Raw genomic sequence first — 21,330 nt, 5'->3', positions numbered from 1 at the left:
AATTTAATATCTATTAAAATTTTCTCATATCTGACTGTGATTTATATGGTACACGCCCTGATGGAACCAATTCAGAAGCTGGACCAACATGAACTTCTTGATCATCAAAAAATATATGAGCATTAAAAGCCTTAAGAACTTGTTTTTTTGATACTCCTCCTAGAAAAAATGCCTCATCAACTTTACATCCCCATTCTCTAAGTGTTAGAATAACACGCTTATGTGCAGGACTATTTCTTGCTGTTACTATAGCTATTTTTAATAAAGAACTGTCCTTCTCTTTAATTTTTGATAGTGTTTTTAAAAGCTTTCCAAAAGGTCCTTCTGGTAGTACCTGTTCTGCATTGTTCTTTTCATTTTCTAAAAAAGCATCTAATCCCTTTTCTTTATATATTTTTTCCGATTCTTCTGAAAACACAACGGCATCAGCATCAAATGCTATACGTATTTCACTCTCTGTTGGCTTAAATTCATTAGGAATATTATAAATTAGTGCAGATGCAAATCCATTGTCTATAGCTTCTTGTACATCATGCTCATTTTTTGATAAAAATAAATCAACATCAAATGCACCTAAATACGGTGCTATATTTTCTCCCCCTGTAAACGCCGCTCTAACTATATTTAATCCATAATGTTTTGTACTATTGAAAACTCTTAATCCTGTTTCGGGGCTGTTTCTTGACATTACAATTACTTCTACTATTGGCTCATCAAACTTATCATTTAGATTAAGCAGAGCTTGTATCAGTGGGAAAGCCGCCCCTTTTTCCAAAATCTTATCTTCATTTTCCACTTGATACTTAGTATATTCTTCAAGTCCTTGTTTTTCATATATTTCATTTTCCTTTTCTAAATCAAAGATTGCTCTAGATGATATTGCTATCACTAACTTATCCTTTAAATTATATGCCATATGCTTCCCCACCTACTTACATATTATTGATAACTGCCCTCATTATTATTATATTGAATATTATTACCTCGTTTAATGATTTATAAAATACTTTTATATCTATACCTTAATTCTTCTCTATAAAGACTTTTAGCTCTAATTTCTTACCCTTACTTAAACAAATCAAATATCTTACTCATAATTCCTTTCTTTTTTCCTTCTGATTTGCTACCTTTTGCTATTTCTGTTTTAACTGAATTTTTTTCTATATCTTTACAATTTATATCAATCAGTTTTTCTTTTGACTTATCAGCACTTATTTCTTTATAGCTTCTTATCATAGCTTCTGTTAGTTCATTATTAACACTATAAGCAACTTTTAATATATCTGTAGCTCTAGTCATTCCTACATACAATAATTTTTTAGATTCTTCATAGTTTTTCATAAGACCTTCATTTATTCCACAGATAAATACAACCTTAAAGTCTAATCCTTTGGCACTATAGATAGTAGATATTTTAACTTCATTTCTATCAAGTCTAAAATTGGCTTTGTTTACAGCTTTATTAATACATAAATATGGTATAGATTTATCTTTAAAATTTTCTTCAATAATTTTTACATATTCTGTTTTAAGATATTTACTATAAGGATATAATACAGCGATTTCTCCATATCTTATACCACTTTTATTTAACTCTGCTATTTGTGAAATGATATTATCAACTTCATCTTGAAAAATTTTTTGTTGAATCACATTAGGAACATTGCCTGTTCTTAATATTGACTTTGGCTCTATAATAAAATCATTTTCTTCTTCATTATTATTCTTCTTAGTATTATTGTCTAATAAAATTCCATTAGCAAAATTAAGAATTTCTTTTGTATTCCTATAATTTTCTCTCATAATAACTGTTCTACCGACAGCCTTTATTCCAACTGACTTTAGAGTATATTTTCTACTATATAAATTTTGTGCCCCATCTGAAGTTAAAAGCAAATGACTATGCTCTGGATTTCTAAGATTTTTAACTATAAATTTAAGCCATTTTTCTTCTAAATCTTGTCCCTCATCAATTAAAATAGCATCGTATTTTTTTAATCCTTCTAGCATGTCATCTGTAATTTTAGAAATATTACTTGTAACATCTTTATCGTAACGGGCTATTGGCAAATTCAATTCTCTAGATATCTTATTAATCCAACCATGCATATGTATAATCTCTATATTACTTTGATTCTCATCTTTGCATATAGATTCTCTTAAAAAAGCTGCTAATGTTTTATTATAGCATAACACTAATATATTCCAATCTTTATGTGCTTCCATTAAATATTTAGCTCTACATATTAAGATTATAGTCTTCCCACTTCCGGCAACTCCTCTTATAACCCTATGTCCATAGCCTATTCCTTTTGCATATTTTTCTTGCTCCAAATTCATCACTTTAAGAATAGATTCATTATCTGATGAGAGCTTTATTTCTTTAAAAATATTTCCTCTTATTCTATCCATAGTACTCTGGGTTAAAGGTTCAAAATCAAATTTAATTGGAAACATAAGTTTTAGTTTTTCTATTAACATATCTTTATCATAACTATTTTCTATTTGTTTTAATTCATCTTGAAATATAATAAAATCTTCCTCTATAGTACTTTCTAGTTTAGATGCATAAAAAGATTTTTTTGATATCTTTGTAAAAATAACTCCATGTCCATAAGTAAACTTTAAATTCCCCTTATATTTTCCTGTACTATTAATTAGCTTTTTATCTTTTTTTAATTCATTTACAATATTAAACATATAATCCCTAGCTTGTTTTAATGGATTAGAACATTTTCCCATAGTTTTAAGCTCATATTGATTAGTATCTCCTGAAACTATTGATCCGATTTGCCAATCCTTAACTTCTAAAACTATGATTCCTAAATTTGGAGCCAATATTATGAAATCAGGATATCTACCATTTACTCTTAAATCAAACCATATAATATAATCCTCCGGTAACATTTCTTTTAAAACTTTAAAAACTCTTTTTTCTCCTACAGTAACACTTTCTAACATACTAATGCTTTCAGGTATCGTAATTGCCATATATATTCCTCCATCTTTATACCTAATAAAAATTCTATTTATCATCTATGCTCCATTATTTAAAGAGATTGCATAATTAAAAATTTTAAATACATAATTATATATTTATGAAATTGTGAAACTTTATTATTTAATTAAGTTATGTTTTATATAACGTCACTTACATTTTTTAAAATAGATTTAATTGAAATAATTTTTGTAAAAAATATATTCATAACCATATTATACAAATATATACACGTTTTATCAAATATTGACACTTATTCATTATCTAGTGTCATTACAAATCCATTTATTTAAAATCATATCTCTTAGGCAAAATATAAATTATTTTGATGCTTCTTATACTGTTTAATCTGTAAAAAAAATAAGATTATATTATTGACTTAGAAAATGATTGTGGTAAATAAAATATTGTTTTTAATCCCGTCCTTTTCCTATTTTATAAAAAAATAAAATAACCTAAATTTATTTTTAGATTATTTTATAGTGTAATGTTTACAAATTGTAATTTTACAGCTTTAAGCTAGTTATTTAAAATTTAACATTATTAGTTGGATTATAATTAAAACTCCTAAGAAATTAGATTTTAGATAAATTCATCATATACTAAAATATTGTACTTATTCCATTTTTTTATATGATATCTTGCAAAAAACGGTACTAAACCCATAAATACTACGACCCAAGAAATACCTACTAATATAGAATACTTTCCAAAAGCCATAATAATTCTCTTTGAACCTGGGTAAATAAATAGTGGTATTCCTATTCCTAAAGCAATAAATACTCTTGTTGTAAAATCAACATAATGTTTAGTCTTACAATTATCACATTCAATAGGTTGATAACCAAAACCAAAGAAAATTGATTTTATAATCTTTTTTTTGAAAATTGACAGGAACATTTTTCACATTTTTGTATCAATAATACATCCCCCTCATCTTTTTTTCTTTTATTCTTCATTTATTTTAAGATACTATTGTTATTTAACTATAGTAAAAAATATATCATATTTTCTATAGTATTTCATTAAATAATTGTATAAAAAATATATAATATGGTAATATATTCTTGAGCATATTGCCATATTATATGAAATTAGTAAAAACAGGGGGACGGTTTTATGACCAAAGGGTTAAAAAGTTTTTTTATAGGAATGTCTATTCTTTTTCTTACATCTTGCAATAGTCCTTTTGTTTCTGGGAAAACCGTTACCCTTCCAGATGACATAAAGAATATTTCAAGTGCTGAATATTTAGGAAAAGACGTCTATGCGCTTGACACTTACAATAAAAGATTAAGCCATCGTTATAAACTTATCAATGATAAAGGTGAATTAATTACTAAAGAAACAGTTCGTTATATGTATCCTGATGCTAGTTTTGATAAAGAAAAATCTATTCTAATTTACACTTTAAAAGGTGAATATAAGTTAATTAATAAAAATGGAGATACTATAAGCAAAGGTTATGATTCCGCATTACGTTTAGGTAAAGGTATATATATGTCTGTTAGTAATGAAAAGTGTGGATATTTTGATGAAAATGGAAAAGAAATAGTAAAACCAACAGATATGAAGTCTATTAATATAAGTGATCCTAATTTTCTACCTTACAAAAGTGAAAATGGGAAATATGGATTTATAGATTCTAAAGGTAAAACAATAGTTCCATTTATATTTGACAATGTAGGTCTTTCCTATGAAAAAGAAGAATTAGTTCCAGTTTGCAAAGATAATAAATGGGGATTTATAGATAAAAAAGGCAGCTTAATAATACCATATAAATTTGAGAGCGCTTCGGGATTTGAAAATGGTAAATCATGTGTAGGTTTAAAAAATAAAGATGGAGTTATTGACAAAAATGCTAACATTTTAATACCCTATGAATTTGAATTTATTATGCCTATTGAAAATGGATTTTATAGAGTTGGGGTAAAAAATAATAAAGCTATTATAGATAGCACAGGGATGGAATACAAGGAAGCTATTATAGATAGCAAAGGAAAATACATTATCAAGCCACAGGACACTACAAATTTAGTGTATTTAGACGATAAAAATATGGTACTTTTAATTGATGGTAATCACAGGCTAACAGATAAGAATAGAACTATATTAACCAATGATAAATATAATGACATTGATTATTATGATAAAGATTTATTTAGAGTTTCTAGAAATGAATATACCAGTAAATATATCATTGAAAAGTATGGATTTATAAATAGACAAGGTAAAGTAATAATACCACCAAAATGTAGCAATTTTATTGAATTTAAAGATAACACATGTATTGTAAATATAAATAATAAGTATGGTGTAGTAGATATCAATGGTGCTTATAAGATTGATCTTAACTATGATGAAATAAGACATATATCTAAAAATTATTTTGCAGTGAAACTTAATAACAAATGGGGTATCACAGATATCAATGGAAAGATAGTTAAATCAATTGAATATGATGACATTGCACCAATTAATTCTAACATTCCCTGTGAATATAATATTATATTAAAACAAAATAATAAAGCACTATTCCTTAAGATTAAGGAGTAGTGCCTCCACTTTCAGTGAGTCTGTCAAGAATCTTGCGTAAACTTCCATAAAAATTTTAGAATTAAATTATTTAAGAATAACTAGGTAAAAGTATTATTATGCTAACACCTAGTTTTTTTAATTTTTTTAATATTTTTACAATAAGATAGTGTGATAATTCATTATTAAGTAGTAATATTTTTTAAAATATTAAATTATCAATTTTATCATTAAAGCGAATAATTCTTTTAAGCTCTCTTGAACATCTCTTGTTCTCTATAAATTCCATCAGTATAATCACAAAACTCATCAAATAATTTATTGTCATCATTTACTAACTTACTACTTTTAAATCATTCAAAGCCTAACCTTATTACAAACTACCCGATAGTTACTCTGTTTTTCCCCTTCTTCTTGCTATGATACATTAATTCATCTGCACGTTTAATAAGAGTACCTATGGTATCATCTTTTTTAATCATAGTTGCTCCAATGGATATAGTTACTTTTAAATCATTATCCATTCTTATACTTGACTTTTCAGCCAACATACGAATTTTCTCTGTAATTATAGGTAACCTCTTTTCATCAATACCTACAAATATAACTATAAATTCTTCTCCACCCTATCTGCCTACTATATCAGATTTTCTTAATGAATTAGTATACGTACATGATAACATTTTTAAAACTTTATCTCCCATATCATGTCCATATGTATCATTAACTTTTTTAAAGTTATCCACGTCTATAAACGCTATTCCAAACTCTATCCCCATATTCTTATATTCACTCAATTTAGACTCTAAATATCTTTCTAAGTATCTTCTATTTGGTAAGTTAGTAAGATAATCTTTCATAGTTAATTTTTCTAACTCCTCTAACTCTTTAATACGTGTAAATACCTGTTTTTTTTCTGTAATATCTGTAAACATTTCTACTCCACCAACAATTTTACCTTTATCATAAATAGGGATGGTATAAATCTCCACAGGAACTCTGTGACCATTTTTATGTTGCAAATAAATTTGCATTTTTCTTCTCTGTCCATCTTCTATTGTGTTACATAGTGGACATCCACCAAAACAAAGCTCATTTCCCTTATCATCTATATGTTTCAAAATATTTATATGGCAATGTTTATTTATAACTTCATCATAAGTAAATCCAGTAATTTTTTCTGCTCCCTTATTCCAAAATTTAATTATTCTTTTATTATCAATGTAGTATATACCTTCACAAATACTTTCTAGTATTCTTTTGTAAAAGTGTTCATCCATATATGTCCTCCTAATATATTAAAATATTCATTTATTAGATACATTTTATTTATATCGTTGACTTATAACTAACTAATAATTAATATTATATCATAAATAGTTTAAGCTATGTCTATTCATCCTTAAAACTACAACTCCTATTTGCAATCATATATAAAATATATCATTCAAATCAAAAATAAGTTGCCTTTAATTTATAAGGCAACCTAAATAAGCATATTATATAACAATTTATTATATTAATAATACTGTTTTATATATCACTTATACATGACTATTTTGCTTGATTTACATTAATAATAAGTGTATTGTCCATCTAAGTAAAATTAATAAATTGATGAACATTCTTTCCATATATTCACTTCCTATCATATATTTTTAACACTTATCAAATATATATTCTTTCTGATACTTGCTACTTAAAATGGCATAGAATATGACTTACTTTAATAAAAATATATAAATCAGCTTTTTCTCTTAATAATAATCAAATTAAATATGAGCATCATCAAAATTAAAAATAATAATATATATTTTCCTTTACTAAAACTACCCTTAGTTAAGCTAAAAAGATACAGGTCTTTAGTGTATTTTCCTTTACTCATATACTCCACAATATAATAACCAAAAGAAATTAAATAAGCTGCAGAAATATTATTAATTAAATTTGCTACTGTAAATCCAATCATCCCTAAAAAAGCAGCAGAAATCCATGTTCCAAAAGTAATTTCCCAAAACTTAAAAACACTTCCCTCTACTTTAGCTAACATCATTAAGCTTATTATAATTAAAAGCATAAAAATCATTGTTATAATAATACGGCTTAATACAGTCTTAGCATAGGACGTTTTTTTAATGTATATCACTTCTTTAATATTATTCTTGTTTTCTATGTTAGCTAAAAATGGAACTAATATTATTCCTATTATTGAAAGATAACCTTCCCCTATTGAAGCTATAGCTTTATAGTCTAATAATTTAAGACTCGTTATTACCGGAATTAACATAGCAAAAACTAAAGCTGATATAAAATTTAAATTGAACATTATTTTCAAATTATATTTCAAAACATTTTTAAATGCCCCTATGCTATCTTTTTTACTAAATGCATTATAATCTATTTTATATTTCATTAAATTACTTGATTCTTTCACCTACTACACCTCTTTTTTTCGACCATATATATGCTGTAATCAAAGCTAATATAATAGAAACTATAACATAAAATATTCTATTTAAAGCTATACTACTGCTCCATTTAATATAATTTGAATATTCGCCTAAAGTATTAAATCTAATAACAAATTTACTTAAAGAATAATCCCCACTTAATGGTAATAAAGAACTGTGCCATAAGATAAATTGTATTGGTATAGCTATTATTCCGTTATTAAAAACAATTGAAATAAGCATACCTAAAGCCGTAGTAAAGAGTATGGTTGGTCCTATCCAATAAAATGTATATTTAAAAAATGCTAACATATCAATAGTATAATTATTAACTTTAGCTATCTTATAAAAGGTAAAAGTGGCATAGGATGCAAACACTAAAAATGGTATCATTAAGACTGTACATAAAGCAGCATACTTTGATAGTACATAAGTATATGAGGAAATACTCCTACTACAAATCAATTCTTGCATTTTATTTCTTTTATCTTTCATAAGTATAAAAGCTGATAAAAATACAGGGAAAACTCCAGCTGTAATACCAAGATAATCCGAAAACAACCTTCCCGCAGCATTTGTTACTTTATCCTTCTCTAAGAGATCTTTATAATCTTTAACTGCATCTTCATAAGTTTTGGGCTCATTGACTATGCCTTCTCTGTTTTTATCTGCATAGAAGGTAGCTCCCCCTAGCTTTTTATCTAAATCTCTTACAATATTTAAGTATTCCTCATAAGATACCTTTATTAATTTTTCATCATTCTTCTCTAAATATTCCTCTGGGGCTATTTTATCCATAGCCTCCTTAATATATTGTTTTTCTTCTTCACTTAAATTCACATTTACATTCAAAATAATTTTATCTTTCAATATCTGTCCTGATTGATAATCTCTATATAAATTCATATATATTTCTCTAATTTCCTTTTTAGGGTCTACTGTTTCTTTAGTCCCATACCAAATTGGTTTGTTCTGAGCCCTAAGTTCCTCTGGTGTAGAAGGTTTTAAATTTTCAATTTTAGTTGATTGAGAAAATTCACTAAAGTAAAAAAAACCAACAACTACTATAAATATATAAAAAGTAATATTCCTAAAAATATATTTAAATTCTTTTTTAAATAAATTCCAAAACATAAGCTACACCTCCTTCATAAGCTTCATATATGCATCTTCAATAGAAGGTTTAACACTGTTTGCATTTTCAAAAGGTTTATCTTTTGATATAAGTCTTAATTTTATTAAGTCTCCTTCCGAAACTGTTGATATTATTTGATATTCATTTCTTACACTATCAAGCTCTTCTCTCTTAATATTAACTGTCCAAACATATCCTTCTGCATCTTGTAAAAGTTCCTTAACTTTACCTGTATATAATAATCCCCCATTGTTTAAGACAGCTAAATTCTCACAAGTAAACTCTACATCTTCTACTATATGAGTAGATAAAATAACAATTCTACCTTCTGAAAAATCCCTCAAAAGATTACGGAACCTTATTCTTTCCTCTGGATCTAATCCTGCCGTTGGCTCATCTACAATTATAATTTTAGGATGGTGAAGTATAGCTTGTGCAATGCCCAACCTTCTTTTCATACCACCTGATAAAGCCCTTACTTTAGTATTTTTGTGATTTTCAAGATTTACTTTTTGTAGTAAATACTCTATTCTCTCTTTCCGTATATTTCTATTTTTAATACCTGCCAAAAGGGCTAAATAATCTAATGCTTCATATACGGACATAGTAGGATAAATAGAAAAATCCTGTGGAAGATACCCTATTGTTTTTCTAATCTCTTTTTTATTGCTTATATCTATATTGTTTATTTTTATATTCCCTTGATTTTTTGGTATTAAAGTTGTAAGTATTCTCATTAAAGTAGTTTTACCTGCTCCATTCGGTCCTAAAAGTCCAAACATTCCTTCCTCAATCTCTAAATTAATCTCTTTTAGCACTTCCTTTTTACCATAAGATTTTCCTAGATTATTTATTGTAATATTCATAGTGCCACTTTCTCCTCCCTATACTCATAAAGACATGCTAATGTAAGCATTATTACAGATAAAAAGCATACAATTCCAAAGTTAAATTTTGCAAATTTCACTATAACCACAAATAAGGTAGCAATTAGTATTGAAGCTATAAAAACTATCATTCTTTTTTTTCTTATTTTTCTGCAATTCTCTCTTACAATCTCATCTTCATGTTTCAAATATTCTAAATATGTTGTCTTTGCCAAAACTCTCTGCAAAAATTCTCTATCTTCTTTTGATATCTGCTTCAACACTTACCCCTCCTCTTTAATCAATAATTTTAATCTTTGTCTTGCTCTATATATTAAAACTTTTATCTGAATTAAGTTTTTTCCCATAATTTTAGCTGCATCTTTATAGCTAAACTCCTGAAAATCTATTAAATAAATAACTGTCCTATAATCATCATTTAATTTATTAATTTTTTCCTTAATTAAATTTCTTTCTTCCTTCTGTAACACAAACTTTTCAGTTTCATATGGGGAAATATTATCGGGGATTTTCTCCAAAGGTATACTCCTATTTTTTCTTATATAATCAATACTTTTATTTCTTAAGATTGTAAATAAATACGTCTTGAACGCATACTTTTCATTGTACCTCTCTTTATAAACATAAATATAAGCAAAACCTTCTTGTGCAATATCTTCTGCTATATGGTAGTCATGTATAAAACTTTCACAAAAACATATAGCATTCTTTCTATACTTAACAACAAGTTTTTCAAAACTTTCTTCATCCCCATTTTTAAATCGTTGCATTAACTCTAAATCTTCCTCCATTTTCTCCCCCCTTGTATTACAAAATTCGAAGTTATTTCTTAGGTATATTTTAAATTATTTAATTCATTATAATAAACAAAATTCTAATTTCATCTGGAGTTTTTACTCTATGTTAGAAATTTTTAAAACATAGCTAAATTAATTTGGTTACACTACTTATTCGAATATCTTAAAGAAAAGTTACACCTAAATAAAAAAATCCTATGAAATAAATTTTTATAATCATCTACTTCATAGGATATATTTTAATTTTTGAGGATTCTTTAATCTTATTTTCTTATTTTCTTAACTGCCATTATTATTGGCATAGATACTACAACAGCAAATGATCCTGATACAAAGCCATTTAAAATATAAAATAATATAGTTTTAACTGCTAAGCTATGAGAAATATGAAGTGCATTAGCATACTCATCTATATATATAAGATATATTAATCCCATTACTCCGATAGTATTAGTAAAAGATCCAATCAATACAGAAAGTCCTAAATTAACTTTTTTCCATCTTGTCTTTATTAACTTATAAGCATAATATGGTGTTACTCCTATAAGTATTCTTGGAAGTACCGCTACTATAGGATTTAAAAATATAAAAGAAACTGGCGTTGGAGTATTAATAGCTTGAAACATACTAAAAATACCAAATAACAATCCGGTTAAAGCCCCAACTATCGGTCCTTCAAGTATTGAAGCTATAATTACTGGTATATGCATTATAGTTAATTTTAATGGTGGAATAGGAATAAATCCCCATCCAGTAGCTCCAAGTACAATAGTTACTGCAAAAAGCATACCTATTGATGTGATTTGTTTTGTTGAGATTTTTGATTTTGATAAAACTTTTTCTGACATGATACTACCTCCGTTCTTACTCCAATTAATGGATGTAAGTCTTTAAATTTAAATTTTTTTAACATAAGTTCAGTTTCTTAGCGAATACTGACTATTGAAATTTTACCATGTTTTTTGGTAAAAATAAATATATTATCCAATAATTTATTTATATATATGTTTTAAATTGTTGAATTTATTGTAGTAATGATATTACAATTTTTGTTTAATTTTATTTGGTATTATAAATTATAAAATTTCTAATGTGCTTTAAAAAACTCTTTAAATGAAGATTCATCTTCTACTATACTCTTTAAATCTTTACCAAATTTTATTTCTAAATCCTTCCTATTATATTCATAAATACCTACATTATCTACATTAAAACTTATGATATCAACATTTTTTATTAATGAAAATAATATCAACGCATTGTCTTGTAAAAATTCTTTAGGCTCCTTACCATTCCAAAAGTTATTATAATCTTCTTTTCCTAAGCTGGTATTTACATTATAATTAACTACTATTCCATATGGTTGTTTGTCAGTCTTTAAACTAAAGCCATTATCATACATATTTCCTGGTAAATTGTATAGTATATTTCCTACAGCACTATTATCACCTACATAAGAATTTTTGTATTTTTGTAAATCACTAAATTTTACTTGAGAAATATTTTCTACTTTTTTCTGTATAATTGTATCAGTTTTATTTTTACATCCTATTAAACCTATTATAAAAATTATTATTATTAATATAATTATTTTTGATTTATTCTTCATATAAATCTCCCCTTAATAAATTTAGCAGTTGTTAAAGCTAACTTTTAATAATTGAGGAATTTGTGCAACTTCTTCAATTATTAATAAAATCAAGTATTTATTAATCCAATTTTCATAGAATTTTAATTCACCTTCACATCTATAACTTTATTATAAACTTTATTGTACCTTAACCCTTTAATTTGTAATTGAAGGGTTTCCCCTGTTCCTTTGAATTTAAGAATTCTAGTATTATTTATAGATTTATTCTTATCTTTAACATCACTTTCATTATTATTATTGTGTTTTTCTTTTACTTCTTCAGTATTATCCTTGTCTTTAAAATTTTCTTTATTTTCTATATGTTTCTCATTAGAAATAGTCTTTTCTAAGCTTATTTTTTTTCCATCCATTATCATGTATATCTTCGAAAGAAGTATATTTTCTTTTGTAGTGATTTTTACATAGGTGTTACCCTCTTCCTGGTAAACCTTATGGATTTGTATTTTTTGTCCTAAAATTTCGATTACCTTTTCCATATCACCTTTTTTAAGTTTTACTTTTTCATTAACTCTATAATCAGCTTCAAAATTTCCAAGTTTAATTTGCAATGTTTTTATTGGTACTGGAAGAGCATCATATTCTTGCTGAAAAGTTATCCCCTTCATATTTGTACTAATCTCTCCACTTTGACATTCTATCTCTTTTCCATTAGCAATTAATTTTATCTCCATGGACGAAGGTCTAAAACCTCCTCCAAAAAATTCATCTACAGCTAACTCAAATATGTCTTGAATAGTTCCTTTTATAATAGTAGATGTTGGTGAAGCTACAATAGAGTCAAAACGTATTTCTGTTTCATCTACTTTTATATTTTGGTTTATATTCTTTTTTAAGGTATGTCCCATAGCTTTATTTTTATCTAAAGTAAAAACTATACTTCCTGTTTCCTTGTATTTACCATCTATTAAAACAAAACTCCATTTCAACTCTTTTTCATTTAAATTAGGCTTTTCAAATTCTATTTTATATTTTATTTCAGTTTTTGAATCATTTAGTAAACCTACACTGCTTCTCATATAAATGCTACTTTTGCTTCCTTCTATAATTTTTGAAGACTCTATATTAAGCTTATCTACATTTCCTTTTGAATTTTTTATAGTGTAAAAAGCTAAAAGCTTATTATCATCAATCATAGCCCCATCTAATGTAACAATAGCTCCGTTTTTAAAACTATAACTTTTATCTATACTCTGACCTTTGCCAAGTTCATTAAGTTTTTTTAAGGTACCATTCATAACATCATCATATCCTATTATTTTTTTACCATAAAAGGCCAAGCCATCAATGTTATATCCAACTAATGTTACAGCAATAATTATAGCTGCCACCTTCGCTATCCACTTTTCTACTACCTTGCTTTTTAAACTTCTATTCTTTAAATTCTCATTATCATCATTTTGATTTTGTTTCATTGTATTACTATTTTTTAAATTGATATTTTTTAAAGCTCCCCTTAACCTTTCCTCTAATTCATCTGGAACTTTTAACTCCTCTATACCTGTTTTCTTACTTTTTAGAATTCTTTCTATTTCTTCCTGTTTCAAAACTCTTCACCTCCCAAACTTTCTCTTAGCTTTTTAATTCCAATAGATATACGAGATTTTACCGTTCCCACAGGAACTTTTATTAGTTTTGCAATAGTTTCATAATCTAAATCTAGAAAATATCTTAGTTTTATTACTTCTTGATGTTTTAAAGTTAACTTTGAAAGATGATTTTCTAACATAATCTCATTATTCTTATCTTCTATTGATTTATCATCAACTACTTCATCATTATATATTTCTTTAATATCATCTAGTAATATTATTCTTTTTCGTTTTTTTAAAAATTTTTTGCAGCAGTTTACCAAAATAGTTTTGCTCCAACTGTAAAAAGCATCGCATTTTTTTAATTTGTCTATATTCTCGTATAAAACAATAATCATATCTTCCATAATATCTAATGCATCTTCTTCATTTTTCATATATACATAAGCAAGTTTATAATAATCCTGCTTTTTATTCATAATAAGTTTAATAAGTGCCTCTTTATTTCCCTCTTTTGCCTTTTTAACCAAGCTTATCTCATCCACACCCTCACCTCTTTTTACTAGTTATAACTTATAAGTAAGCTTTATTATGTTCTTTTTTAAAAACCTGCATAATTTAAAATTCCATATAGCTATTGTTTGGAAAAATTATATCATTTACTCAATTACAATTCTAAGAAGTTTTACTCCTTAGAATTCGTTATCCTTTAGGGGTAAACCGTTATCTATGGTAGTAGCATTCTTTATTCCCACTTTAGAGAAAATGGGAGTATTAGCATGGTTAAGCATCGGATAAATTATTACTTTCCATATATAAGAGTATTATCTTCTTTAAAAAGTTCATATAAATTTATATAAAAAAAACTATAGAGTAGATTTTTTTAATTGTCTACTCTATAGATTACATTTTAAGTATCCTAAATTCCTAGATACTTTTTATATTGTTTTTTCTTTGTTTATTCTATTTTAAATTTCCCAACAGCATCTAACATCTCATGAGACATATTAGCCAAGTTCTGAGCTGAATTTGCAACCTCCATACTTGATGAATTCATCTCTTCTGAAGATGCTGCTACTTCTTCTGATGAAGCTGCTACTTCTTCTGATACAGAAGATATAAATTCTATTTTATCTAAAATAGTATTTTTCTTATCTTCTATTTTCTTAGCAGATTCTGTTATACTTTCTATTTTAGGATCCATTTCTTCTACAGCTGTTGATATAGACTTAAATGATTTTATAGCAGTATCTATATCTCCTTTTTGTTTTTTTAGTTCATCATTCATTATATCTGAGGTTTCAACCATATTTTTTGTATCTTTTAAAATATTACTAATCAATACATATATATTTTGTGATGATTCCCTACTCTTTTCTGCAAGCTTTCTTATTTCATCTGCAACAACTGCAAAACCTTTTCCTGCTTCTCCAGCTCTAGCTGATTCAATAGCTGCATTTAATGCTAATAAATTAGTTTGTTCTGAAATACTATTAATTAAAGCTGTTATTTCGTTTATTTTCTCTATATTTGTTCCAACCTGAGAAATTTTACCTATAAATTCATTATACACATCAGATATTTTTTCAACAGATTTTACTACATTTCCCATATCTTCATTACTAGAATTTGCCATACCACTTATTCTAGTTGACATATCATTAACTTCTGAAACATCATTTACCATATTATTCAGTCTATCACTAAATTCATTTAAGAATAAGACTATATTTCCTATAGCTTCCGTTTGTTCACCCGTTCCTTCTGCTACTTGCTGTATTGCTGTAGATATGTTTTCAGTAGACGAAGTAAATTCTTCTGATAAAGCTGATAAATTTGATGAATGTCCATCCATATTTTCAGAATTTGACTTTATAGTTTCTATAATATCTGTTATTGATACCTGCATTGATTTCAATGCTCTTGCCATATCTCCTATTTCATCATTTCTATTTTCATATTTCCCTTGAAATTTGGCAGTAAAGTCTCCTGTTGAGAGAACTTGTATGTGATTTCTCAATGCCTTTAAAACTATAGCTATTTTACCAGAAATAACGGAAATAATTATAGTAGCCATAGCTAATGCTATTATAGTTAAAAATACTATGCTTTTGTTTAAAGTTCCTAGTTGACTTAAAAGATCATTTTTTTCAACTGTTATTGCAAGTCCCCATCCAGTAGATTTTATAGGAGAATATGCTATATATTTTTTAAGTCCACTGTAATCATATGTTCCTACTCCAGTTTCACCTGACGCCATTTTTTTCTCTATATCTGCAAGAGTTTTTAATGTTGGATCGTCTTTAACCTTATTTTGAGTATTTTCCATTTTTACAACTAAATCTTTATTTTTATGAGCAATAGTTGTCCCTTGTTTATTTATAATATAAGATTCACCAGTTTGACAAAATTTTATATTATTAGTAATATCGCTTATATCATTACCGCTTCTTACTATAGTTAAAACACCTACTATTTTATTTTGCAAGTTTTTAATAGGCGCTGAATAGGTAATAAGCATAGCACCATTATCTTCTTTATCTTGACTTACAAAAGGTTCTGTTGCATTGCTTTCTCCTTTTACTGCTTTTTGAAAGTATTCTCTGTTTTTTATATCTGTTACCATGCCATTTATTAATCTACATTTACCATTTAAATCTGTTATACTTAACATAAGGTGTCCATGTTTTTTTTGTTCACTTTCTAAAAATTGTTTTTTTACTTCCCATGTAACCTTTTCGTCTCTTATAACTGGTGTATTAGCAATCATTTCTGCCATATCTATTTTTGTATTAATAGTTTCTTCTACACTTGATGCTGCCTGTTTGCTCATTTGTAACATTAAGTTCTTTGAATTACTTTCAAGTGCACTATTAGCAAGTTTATAAGAACTATATCCAAACCCTAAACAAATAATGCCTATTACAACTAATAAATATTCCATCATTTTTCTTCTTAAACTTTTAAACTTCATAACATCCTCCCTCTTTTGTTATTGCTTATATTTAAAAAATGTAATACATGTCTTTTAGTGGACTTAAAATATGTTGCTTCTTTATTAATTTTTCTTATTATTTATATTTCCATAGTTTCATTAGTCTACTTTTTGTAAATCCTTAACACAACCTCCCATTTTTTTTAGTAATTTATGCATAGCAATTATTTTATCGTCATTTATTCCACATTCTTCAACAAATATTATATGTTTTTTAACAATAAAAGCTAATTTATAACATAAATCGTTTTCATTTACATATATGGAATATAAATTAAATATATTAAAATAAAAATTAATAGAAATCTTTTATATACCAAAATCAGATTACTGATTAATTTATAAACAAAAATAAATACATTAATAAATACATTTATATTTTTAGTTTGCATGGTAACTCTATTTTATAGAATTGAAAACATCTAACCATAATATTTAGATATGCAGAAATGGTAGTAGCTACATTTATATTGAGTACAATAGCTACAGGATACTTAAATAAATCCACTATTGGCATGAGAAATTTAACTACATTAAAAGTCACTTAAATGAAAAGATATCAGGATGTTACTGTTTTTTAATGGGAATCATATTAGTGATTTTTTAGCTTATTAAATATTAAAGAGAATAGATAATTATGCAAAATTATCTATTCCCTTCTTTATAGTCTTCATTACTTTAATTTTTTCTTTTATTTTTATATCTTTTATATATTTTAAAATATATAATTGTCCCAATAACAAATATAGTTCCATTGAAAATTATGGTATTTTTTTTATAATACAAAATTTCAGTTGAAAATCTAATGTTTTATCTTTTAGCTATAATTAAACTATAAATTTAGATATTACTTCAATTAATCCTTCTGCATTTTCCTTTGAATCTTCTGTTTGTTTTATTATATCTCCTGATTTGTCAGTGACTATCATAGTACTTTGAGCAATACTAGTAGTATTATTAGCTCCTTCTGTTGTTGAGGTAGTTATCTCCTCTATAGCTGTTGTTAAACTATTAATTGCATGCTTTACTTCATTAGAAGTATTACTAAAATCATCCATAAGGCTGTTAAACACTTCTGCATCTTTTTTGTAATCATCACCTATTTTAACCATATTAGAGTAATCTTTTAGCACCTTATTATTTATAAAATCTAATACTTCTAAAGCTCCATTAGATAAATTATCAACTGCACTTAATACTACACCTGTTACTTTTTTAATTTCATTTACAGTAAGATTAGACTGCTCAGCTAATTTTCTTATTTCTTCTGCAACTACTGAGAATCCTTTACCTGCCTCACCTGCTCTTGAAGCTTCTATAGCAGCATTTAAAGCTAAAAGATTTGTTTGAGAAGATATATTAAGTATAGTTTCTGAGAATATGTTTATATTTTCTACTACTTTACATTCCTCTATAGCTTGTTCTAATTTTTCTTTAGTGCTGTCATATATAGTGCTTGTATCATTTTCAGCATTTAATGCTTTTTCTCTTAAAGCCACAGCTCTTTCATTTACTTCTAAAGAAGAACTTACTCCATCTTCTGCTTTTTTAGCTATTAATTCAACCGCTTGATTTATTTCAAATGCTGTGGCATTCATTTCTTCTGTAGATGCAGCTGTTTCTTGCATTCCTGCTGATAATTGTTCTGTAGTTGCATGGACATCCTCTATCTCGCCATTTAATGCTTCCATATTCTTAGCTATAATTTCTACATTTTCAGTAGTAATTCTTGTTTTATTGTTGACTTCTAAAATAATTCCTCTTAAATTTGATATAAATTGATTAAAAGCATCTGCTAATTCTTTGAATTCATCCTTAGAATTAACTTCAACTTTTTTAGTTAAATCTCCTCCGCTAGTAGCTAAAACTTCTAATTCACCCTTTAATAAATTAATAGGATTTAAAATACTTTTTACAATAATAAATGCTATGAATGAACTGGCAATTATTATTATAACACTTAATATTACAAATATTTTTTTTACCATACTATAAGCTGAATCACCTTCATCACTTAACTGTTTACTTGCTTTCTCATTAAAAGAAACTAGTTTTTGAAGGTCTTCACTAACTTTATCAAAATGATTCTTACCTTCCCCTTTCATTATTGCCATAGCTTCCTGTGTTTTCATTTGATTACTTAATCCAATGACTTTCTTATTTAAAGCCAAATATTGCTCCCACGAACTAGTTACTTCATTAAATAATTTTTCGTCTTCTCCTCCAGTAATAGTATTTTTATAATTGTTTAAACTTTCCTGAATTTCAGTATTTAATTCTTCCATAATTTTTTCATTATTAGCCATATCTTCTTTAGATGAAGATATTATATGCTCATATTGAGCTATTCTAAAATCAGAAGTTAAGGTATTTACTAGTTGAGAATATTTTAAAGATGGCAATGCTTTATAGGCTATAGTAGTAGAATGTTGATTTACATTTTTAAGAACACTACTAGAGTATATAGATTCTCCTGCTATTAGTAGTATAAAAAATACTACTAACGAAATTAATTTGGTTTTTACACTTGCTTTCATAAGTTTTCCCTCCACTTAAAAATTGAATTTAGTCTTATGTTTGTTAAATATTAGTTTCTCTTTTAAATGTAATATTGTTTTATTTTACATTTTATTTGATTTAATCCAAAAAAAATAATTCGAAACACGAATTTTAATGTTATTTAATGCCATATTATTTTTTAACGCCACAAACATTTTTTACCAAAATGTTGTATATACTTCCTTTTAAGTATATCATCTTTAATTTTACAATCAATAGTTAATAATAATTTTTTTAAAATCTTTGCATATATTAACACATTGTTCAAATCTTGTAATATAAGATACAATTCTTAGTTATTTTTTATTTTATAATTTTATTATTTATAAAATAAATTGACTTTATTATAATTCTTATTATCTTAAGATAATAAGAATCATATGATAATGTTCATCTAACACCTATGTAGTTAAAGCAAACTAAAAGGAGTATAAATAAATTTATACATAAACCTATTTATACTCCCTTTAGTTTCATTAAATATCTAAATTTTTTCCTAAAATTTGTTCAAAATTTACTGATTCTAATTCTAAAAGTATTTTGTTTTGTATTTCTTGAAGAACCGAATGTATTTCACAGGTACTTGTTCTATTTAAATTACATTGAGTAGGATCATCAAGACATTTATTTATATTAATAGGTCCTTCGATAGCCTCTATAATGCTCTTTAAATCTATATCTTTGGGTATTTTATTAAGAGCATATCCACCACTAACACCTCTATAAGACTGTACAATACCTGCATGTTTTAACTTTCTTAAAAGTTTTAATAAAAATCTTAGTGGGATATTTTCTTCTTCTGAAATAACCTTTGCTTCTATTTTTTCACCATACCCTAACTTGCATAGGTATAACACAACTCTCAAAGCATAATCTACTTCCTGGTTAAATCTCATATTATCCCTCCTAATTAAACCTGCACTTATTTAGTGCAGGTTTAATATATCATTACTATATTTATATGTCAATAATATTTGCTGATGAATCCTTATCTAAATTTTAAGTTACTACTTAATTTTCTTTACACTCGGCCTCCTAATATTGGTTCTCTAGATAGTTTATTGACAACTCTATCAACATCTTCATATGCCCTATTTATAGCTTCATCTCTTCCAATTCCAGGCATATTAACACCTTGAACAAGTATTTTTTCAAATCTATTTATACCAAGGAATTTAAATATATCATGACAATAATCAACTCCATGATTAAATTGTCCATTAAATATTTTTGGATAAATTCCTCCTGAAGATTGAATATAAATCATATTTCTTTCTTTATCATTAAGTAGCCCTTTTATCTCATCTGGTGACACTTTTATTACTTTATTATTAAGTATAACACAATCTAAGTATCTTTTAAATCTAGATGGGAAACTTACACTCCACATTGGTGCAGCAATTACATAAGTGTCAGCACTTACAAATTGATCACACAATTGATTTATTCTATCAACTGCTTTTTTATCTTCTTGTGACAAAGCATTATACTCTGAACCATAAACTGTATCTGCCACCCCATTGACTAATTTATGATTTAATTCTGGTATATCTTGGTTATAAATATCTAATTCTTCTAAAATGTGATCTGTGTTTTTATTAAGGAATTTATTTACAAACTCCCTTCCTACAGTTTTACTTACTGACATATTTTCTGGCTTTGAGTTAACAGAAATATATAATAGTTTCTTCAAAATAACCACCTCCAAAATATACGGTTATTTTTTGCTTAATATTTTAATTTATTCAGATATTATATCCCCTCATAATTTATATAAAAAATAAGATATAAAAA

Annotated in this window: 16 protein-coding genes and 3 pseudogenes; 1 reads left to right on the top strand and 18 read right to left on the bottom strand. The window is 26.3% G+C overall.

Annotated features, from left to right (window positions below; translation table 11 throughout):
* Positions 1-13 precede the first annotated feature (13 nt).
* The 3 genes from OW729_RS01065 to OW729_RS01055 form a co-directional block, all read right to left on the bottom strand.
* Entirely contained in the window at positions 14-916 is a 903-nt protein-coding gene (locus OW729_RS01065; protein ID WP_268059544.1) for a 5'-nucleotidase, read from the bottom strand.
* Positions 917-1,065: 149 nt separating this feature from the next.
* Positions 1,066-2,991, bottom strand: coding sequence for a DEAD/DEAH box helicase (locus OW729_RS01060; RefSeq protein WP_268059543.1), 1,926 nt, complete (start codon positions 2,989-2,991; stop codon positions 1,066-1,068).
* Between the two features lie 589 nt (positions 2,992-3,580).
* Entirely contained in the window at positions 3,581-3,898 is a 318-nt protein-coding gene (locus tag OW729_RS01055; RefSeq protein ID WP_268059542.1) for a hypothetical protein, read from the bottom strand.
* A gap of 219 nt (positions 3,899-4,117) precedes the next feature.
* Here OW729_RS01055 and OW729_RS01050 point away from each other — a divergent pair, with 219 nt between their 5' ends.
* The gene (locus OW729_RS01050) at positions 4,118-5,554 is read left to right on the top strand and encodes a WG repeat-containing protein (RefSeq protein WP_268059541.1); all 1,437 of its coding nucleotides are present in this window, start codon (positions 4,118-4,120) and stop codon (positions 5,552-5,554) included.
* A 359-nt stretch (positions 5,555-5,913) separates the two neighbouring features.
* Here OW729_RS01050 and OW729_RS01045 read toward each other — a convergent pair.
* From OW729_RS01045 to OW729_RS00980, 15 genes and pseudogenes are all read right to left on the bottom strand, one after another.
* Positions 5,914-6,813 (bottom strand): annotated as a pseudogene (locus tag OW729_RS01045) (diguanylate cyclase).
* A 464-nt stretch (positions 6,814-7,277) separates the two neighbouring features.
* The gene (locus tag OW729_RS01040; RefSeq protein WP_268059540.1) at positions 7,278-7,967 is read right to left on the bottom strand and encodes a hypothetical protein; all 690 of its coding nucleotides are present in this window, start codon (positions 7,965-7,967) and stop codon (positions 7,278-7,280) included.
* Positions 7,951-9,117 carry an ABC transporter permease gene (locus OW729_RS01035; protein ID WP_268059539.1) on the bottom strand — a complete coding sequence of 389 codons (1,167 nt, stop codon included), beginning with the start codon at positions 9,115-9,117 and terminating at the stop codon, positions 7,951-7,953. The genes OW729_RS01040 and OW729_RS01035 overlap by 17 nt, the downstream gene beginning before the upstream one ends.
* Positions 9,118-9,120: 3 nt before the next feature.
* Positions 9,121-9,984 carry an ABC transporter ATP-binding protein gene (locus OW729_RS01030; RefSeq protein ID WP_268059538.1) on the bottom strand — a complete coding sequence of 288 codons (864 nt, stop codon included), beginning with the start codon at positions 9,982-9,984 and terminating at the stop codon, positions 9,121-9,123.
* Entirely contained in the window at positions 9,981-10,265 is a 285-nt protein-coding gene (locus OW729_RS01025; protein ID WP_268059537.1) for a hypothetical protein, read from the bottom strand. The genes OW729_RS01030 and OW729_RS01025 overlap by 4 nt, the downstream gene beginning before the upstream one ends.
* Before the next feature lie 3 nt (positions 10,266-10,268).
* Positions 10,269-10,796, bottom strand: coding sequence for an RNA polymerase sigma factor (locus OW729_RS01020; protein ID WP_268059536.1), 528 nt, complete (start codon positions 10,794-10,796; stop codon positions 10,269-10,271).
* A 269-nt stretch (positions 10,797-11,065) separates the two neighbouring features.
* Positions 11,066-11,650, bottom strand: a complete 585-nt coding sequence (locus OW729_RS01015) for an ECF transporter S component (protein ID WP_268059535.1) — start codon at positions 11,648-11,650, stop codon at positions 11,066-11,068.
* A 239-nt stretch (positions 11,651-11,889) separates the two neighbouring features.
* Positions 11,890-12,411 carry a DUF4825 domain-containing protein gene (locus OW729_RS01010; protein ID WP_268059534.1) on the bottom strand — a complete coding sequence of 174 codons (522 nt, stop codon included), beginning with the start codon at positions 12,409-12,411 and terminating at the stop codon, positions 11,890-11,892.
* A 122-nt stretch (positions 12,412-12,533) separates the two neighbouring features.
* Positions 12,534-13,997, bottom strand: coding sequence for a DUF4179 domain-containing protein (locus tag OW729_RS01005; protein ID WP_268059533.1), 1,464 nt, complete (start codon positions 13,995-13,997; stop codon positions 12,534-12,536).
* Positions 13,994-14,527: an RNA polymerase sigma factor gene (locus OW729_RS01000; protein WP_268059532.1), complete on the bottom strand. Its 534-nt coding sequence runs from the start codon at positions 14,525-14,527 to the stop codon at positions 13,994-13,996. Before OW729_RS01000 ends, OW729_RS01005 begins: the two co-directional genes overlap by 4 nt.
* A gap of 533 nt (positions 14,528-15,060) precedes the next feature.
* Positions 15,061-15,837: pseudogene (locus tag OW729_RS19455) on the bottom strand (methyl-accepting chemotaxis protein); the annotation flags it as partial.
* 51 nt (positions 15,838-15,888) lie between these two features.
* Positions 15,889-16,926: pseudogene (locus tag OW729_RS19450) on the bottom strand (HAMP domain-containing protein); the annotation flags it as partial.
* 878 nt (positions 16,927-17,804) lie between these two features.
* Entirely contained in the window at positions 17,805-19,514 is a 1,710-nt protein-coding gene (locus OW729_RS00990; RefSeq protein WP_268059530.1) for a methyl-accepting chemotaxis protein, read from the bottom strand.
* A 498-nt stretch (positions 19,515-20,012) separates the two neighbouring features.
* Positions 20,013-20,432: an RrF2 family transcriptional regulator gene (locus tag OW729_RS00985; protein ID WP_268059529.1), complete on the bottom strand. Its 420-nt coding sequence runs from the start codon at positions 20,430-20,432 to the stop codon at positions 20,013-20,015.
* 125 nt (positions 20,433-20,557) lie between these two features.
* The gene (locus OW729_RS00980) at positions 20,558-21,229 is read right to left on the bottom strand and encodes an FMN-dependent NADH-azoreductase (protein WP_268059528.1); all 672 of its coding nucleotides are present in this window, start codon (positions 21,227-21,229) and stop codon (positions 20,558-20,560) included.
* Positions 21,230-21,330 lie beyond the last annotated feature (101 nt).

The sequence above is a fragment of the Clostridium brassicae genome (assembly GCF_026738875.1).
In the GTDB taxonomy this organism is placed as follows: Bacteria; Bacillota; Clostridia; order Clostridiales; family Clostridiaceae; genus Clostridium_H; species Clostridium_H brassicae.
This window is presented reverse-complemented; position numbering and strand designations above follow the sequence as displayed.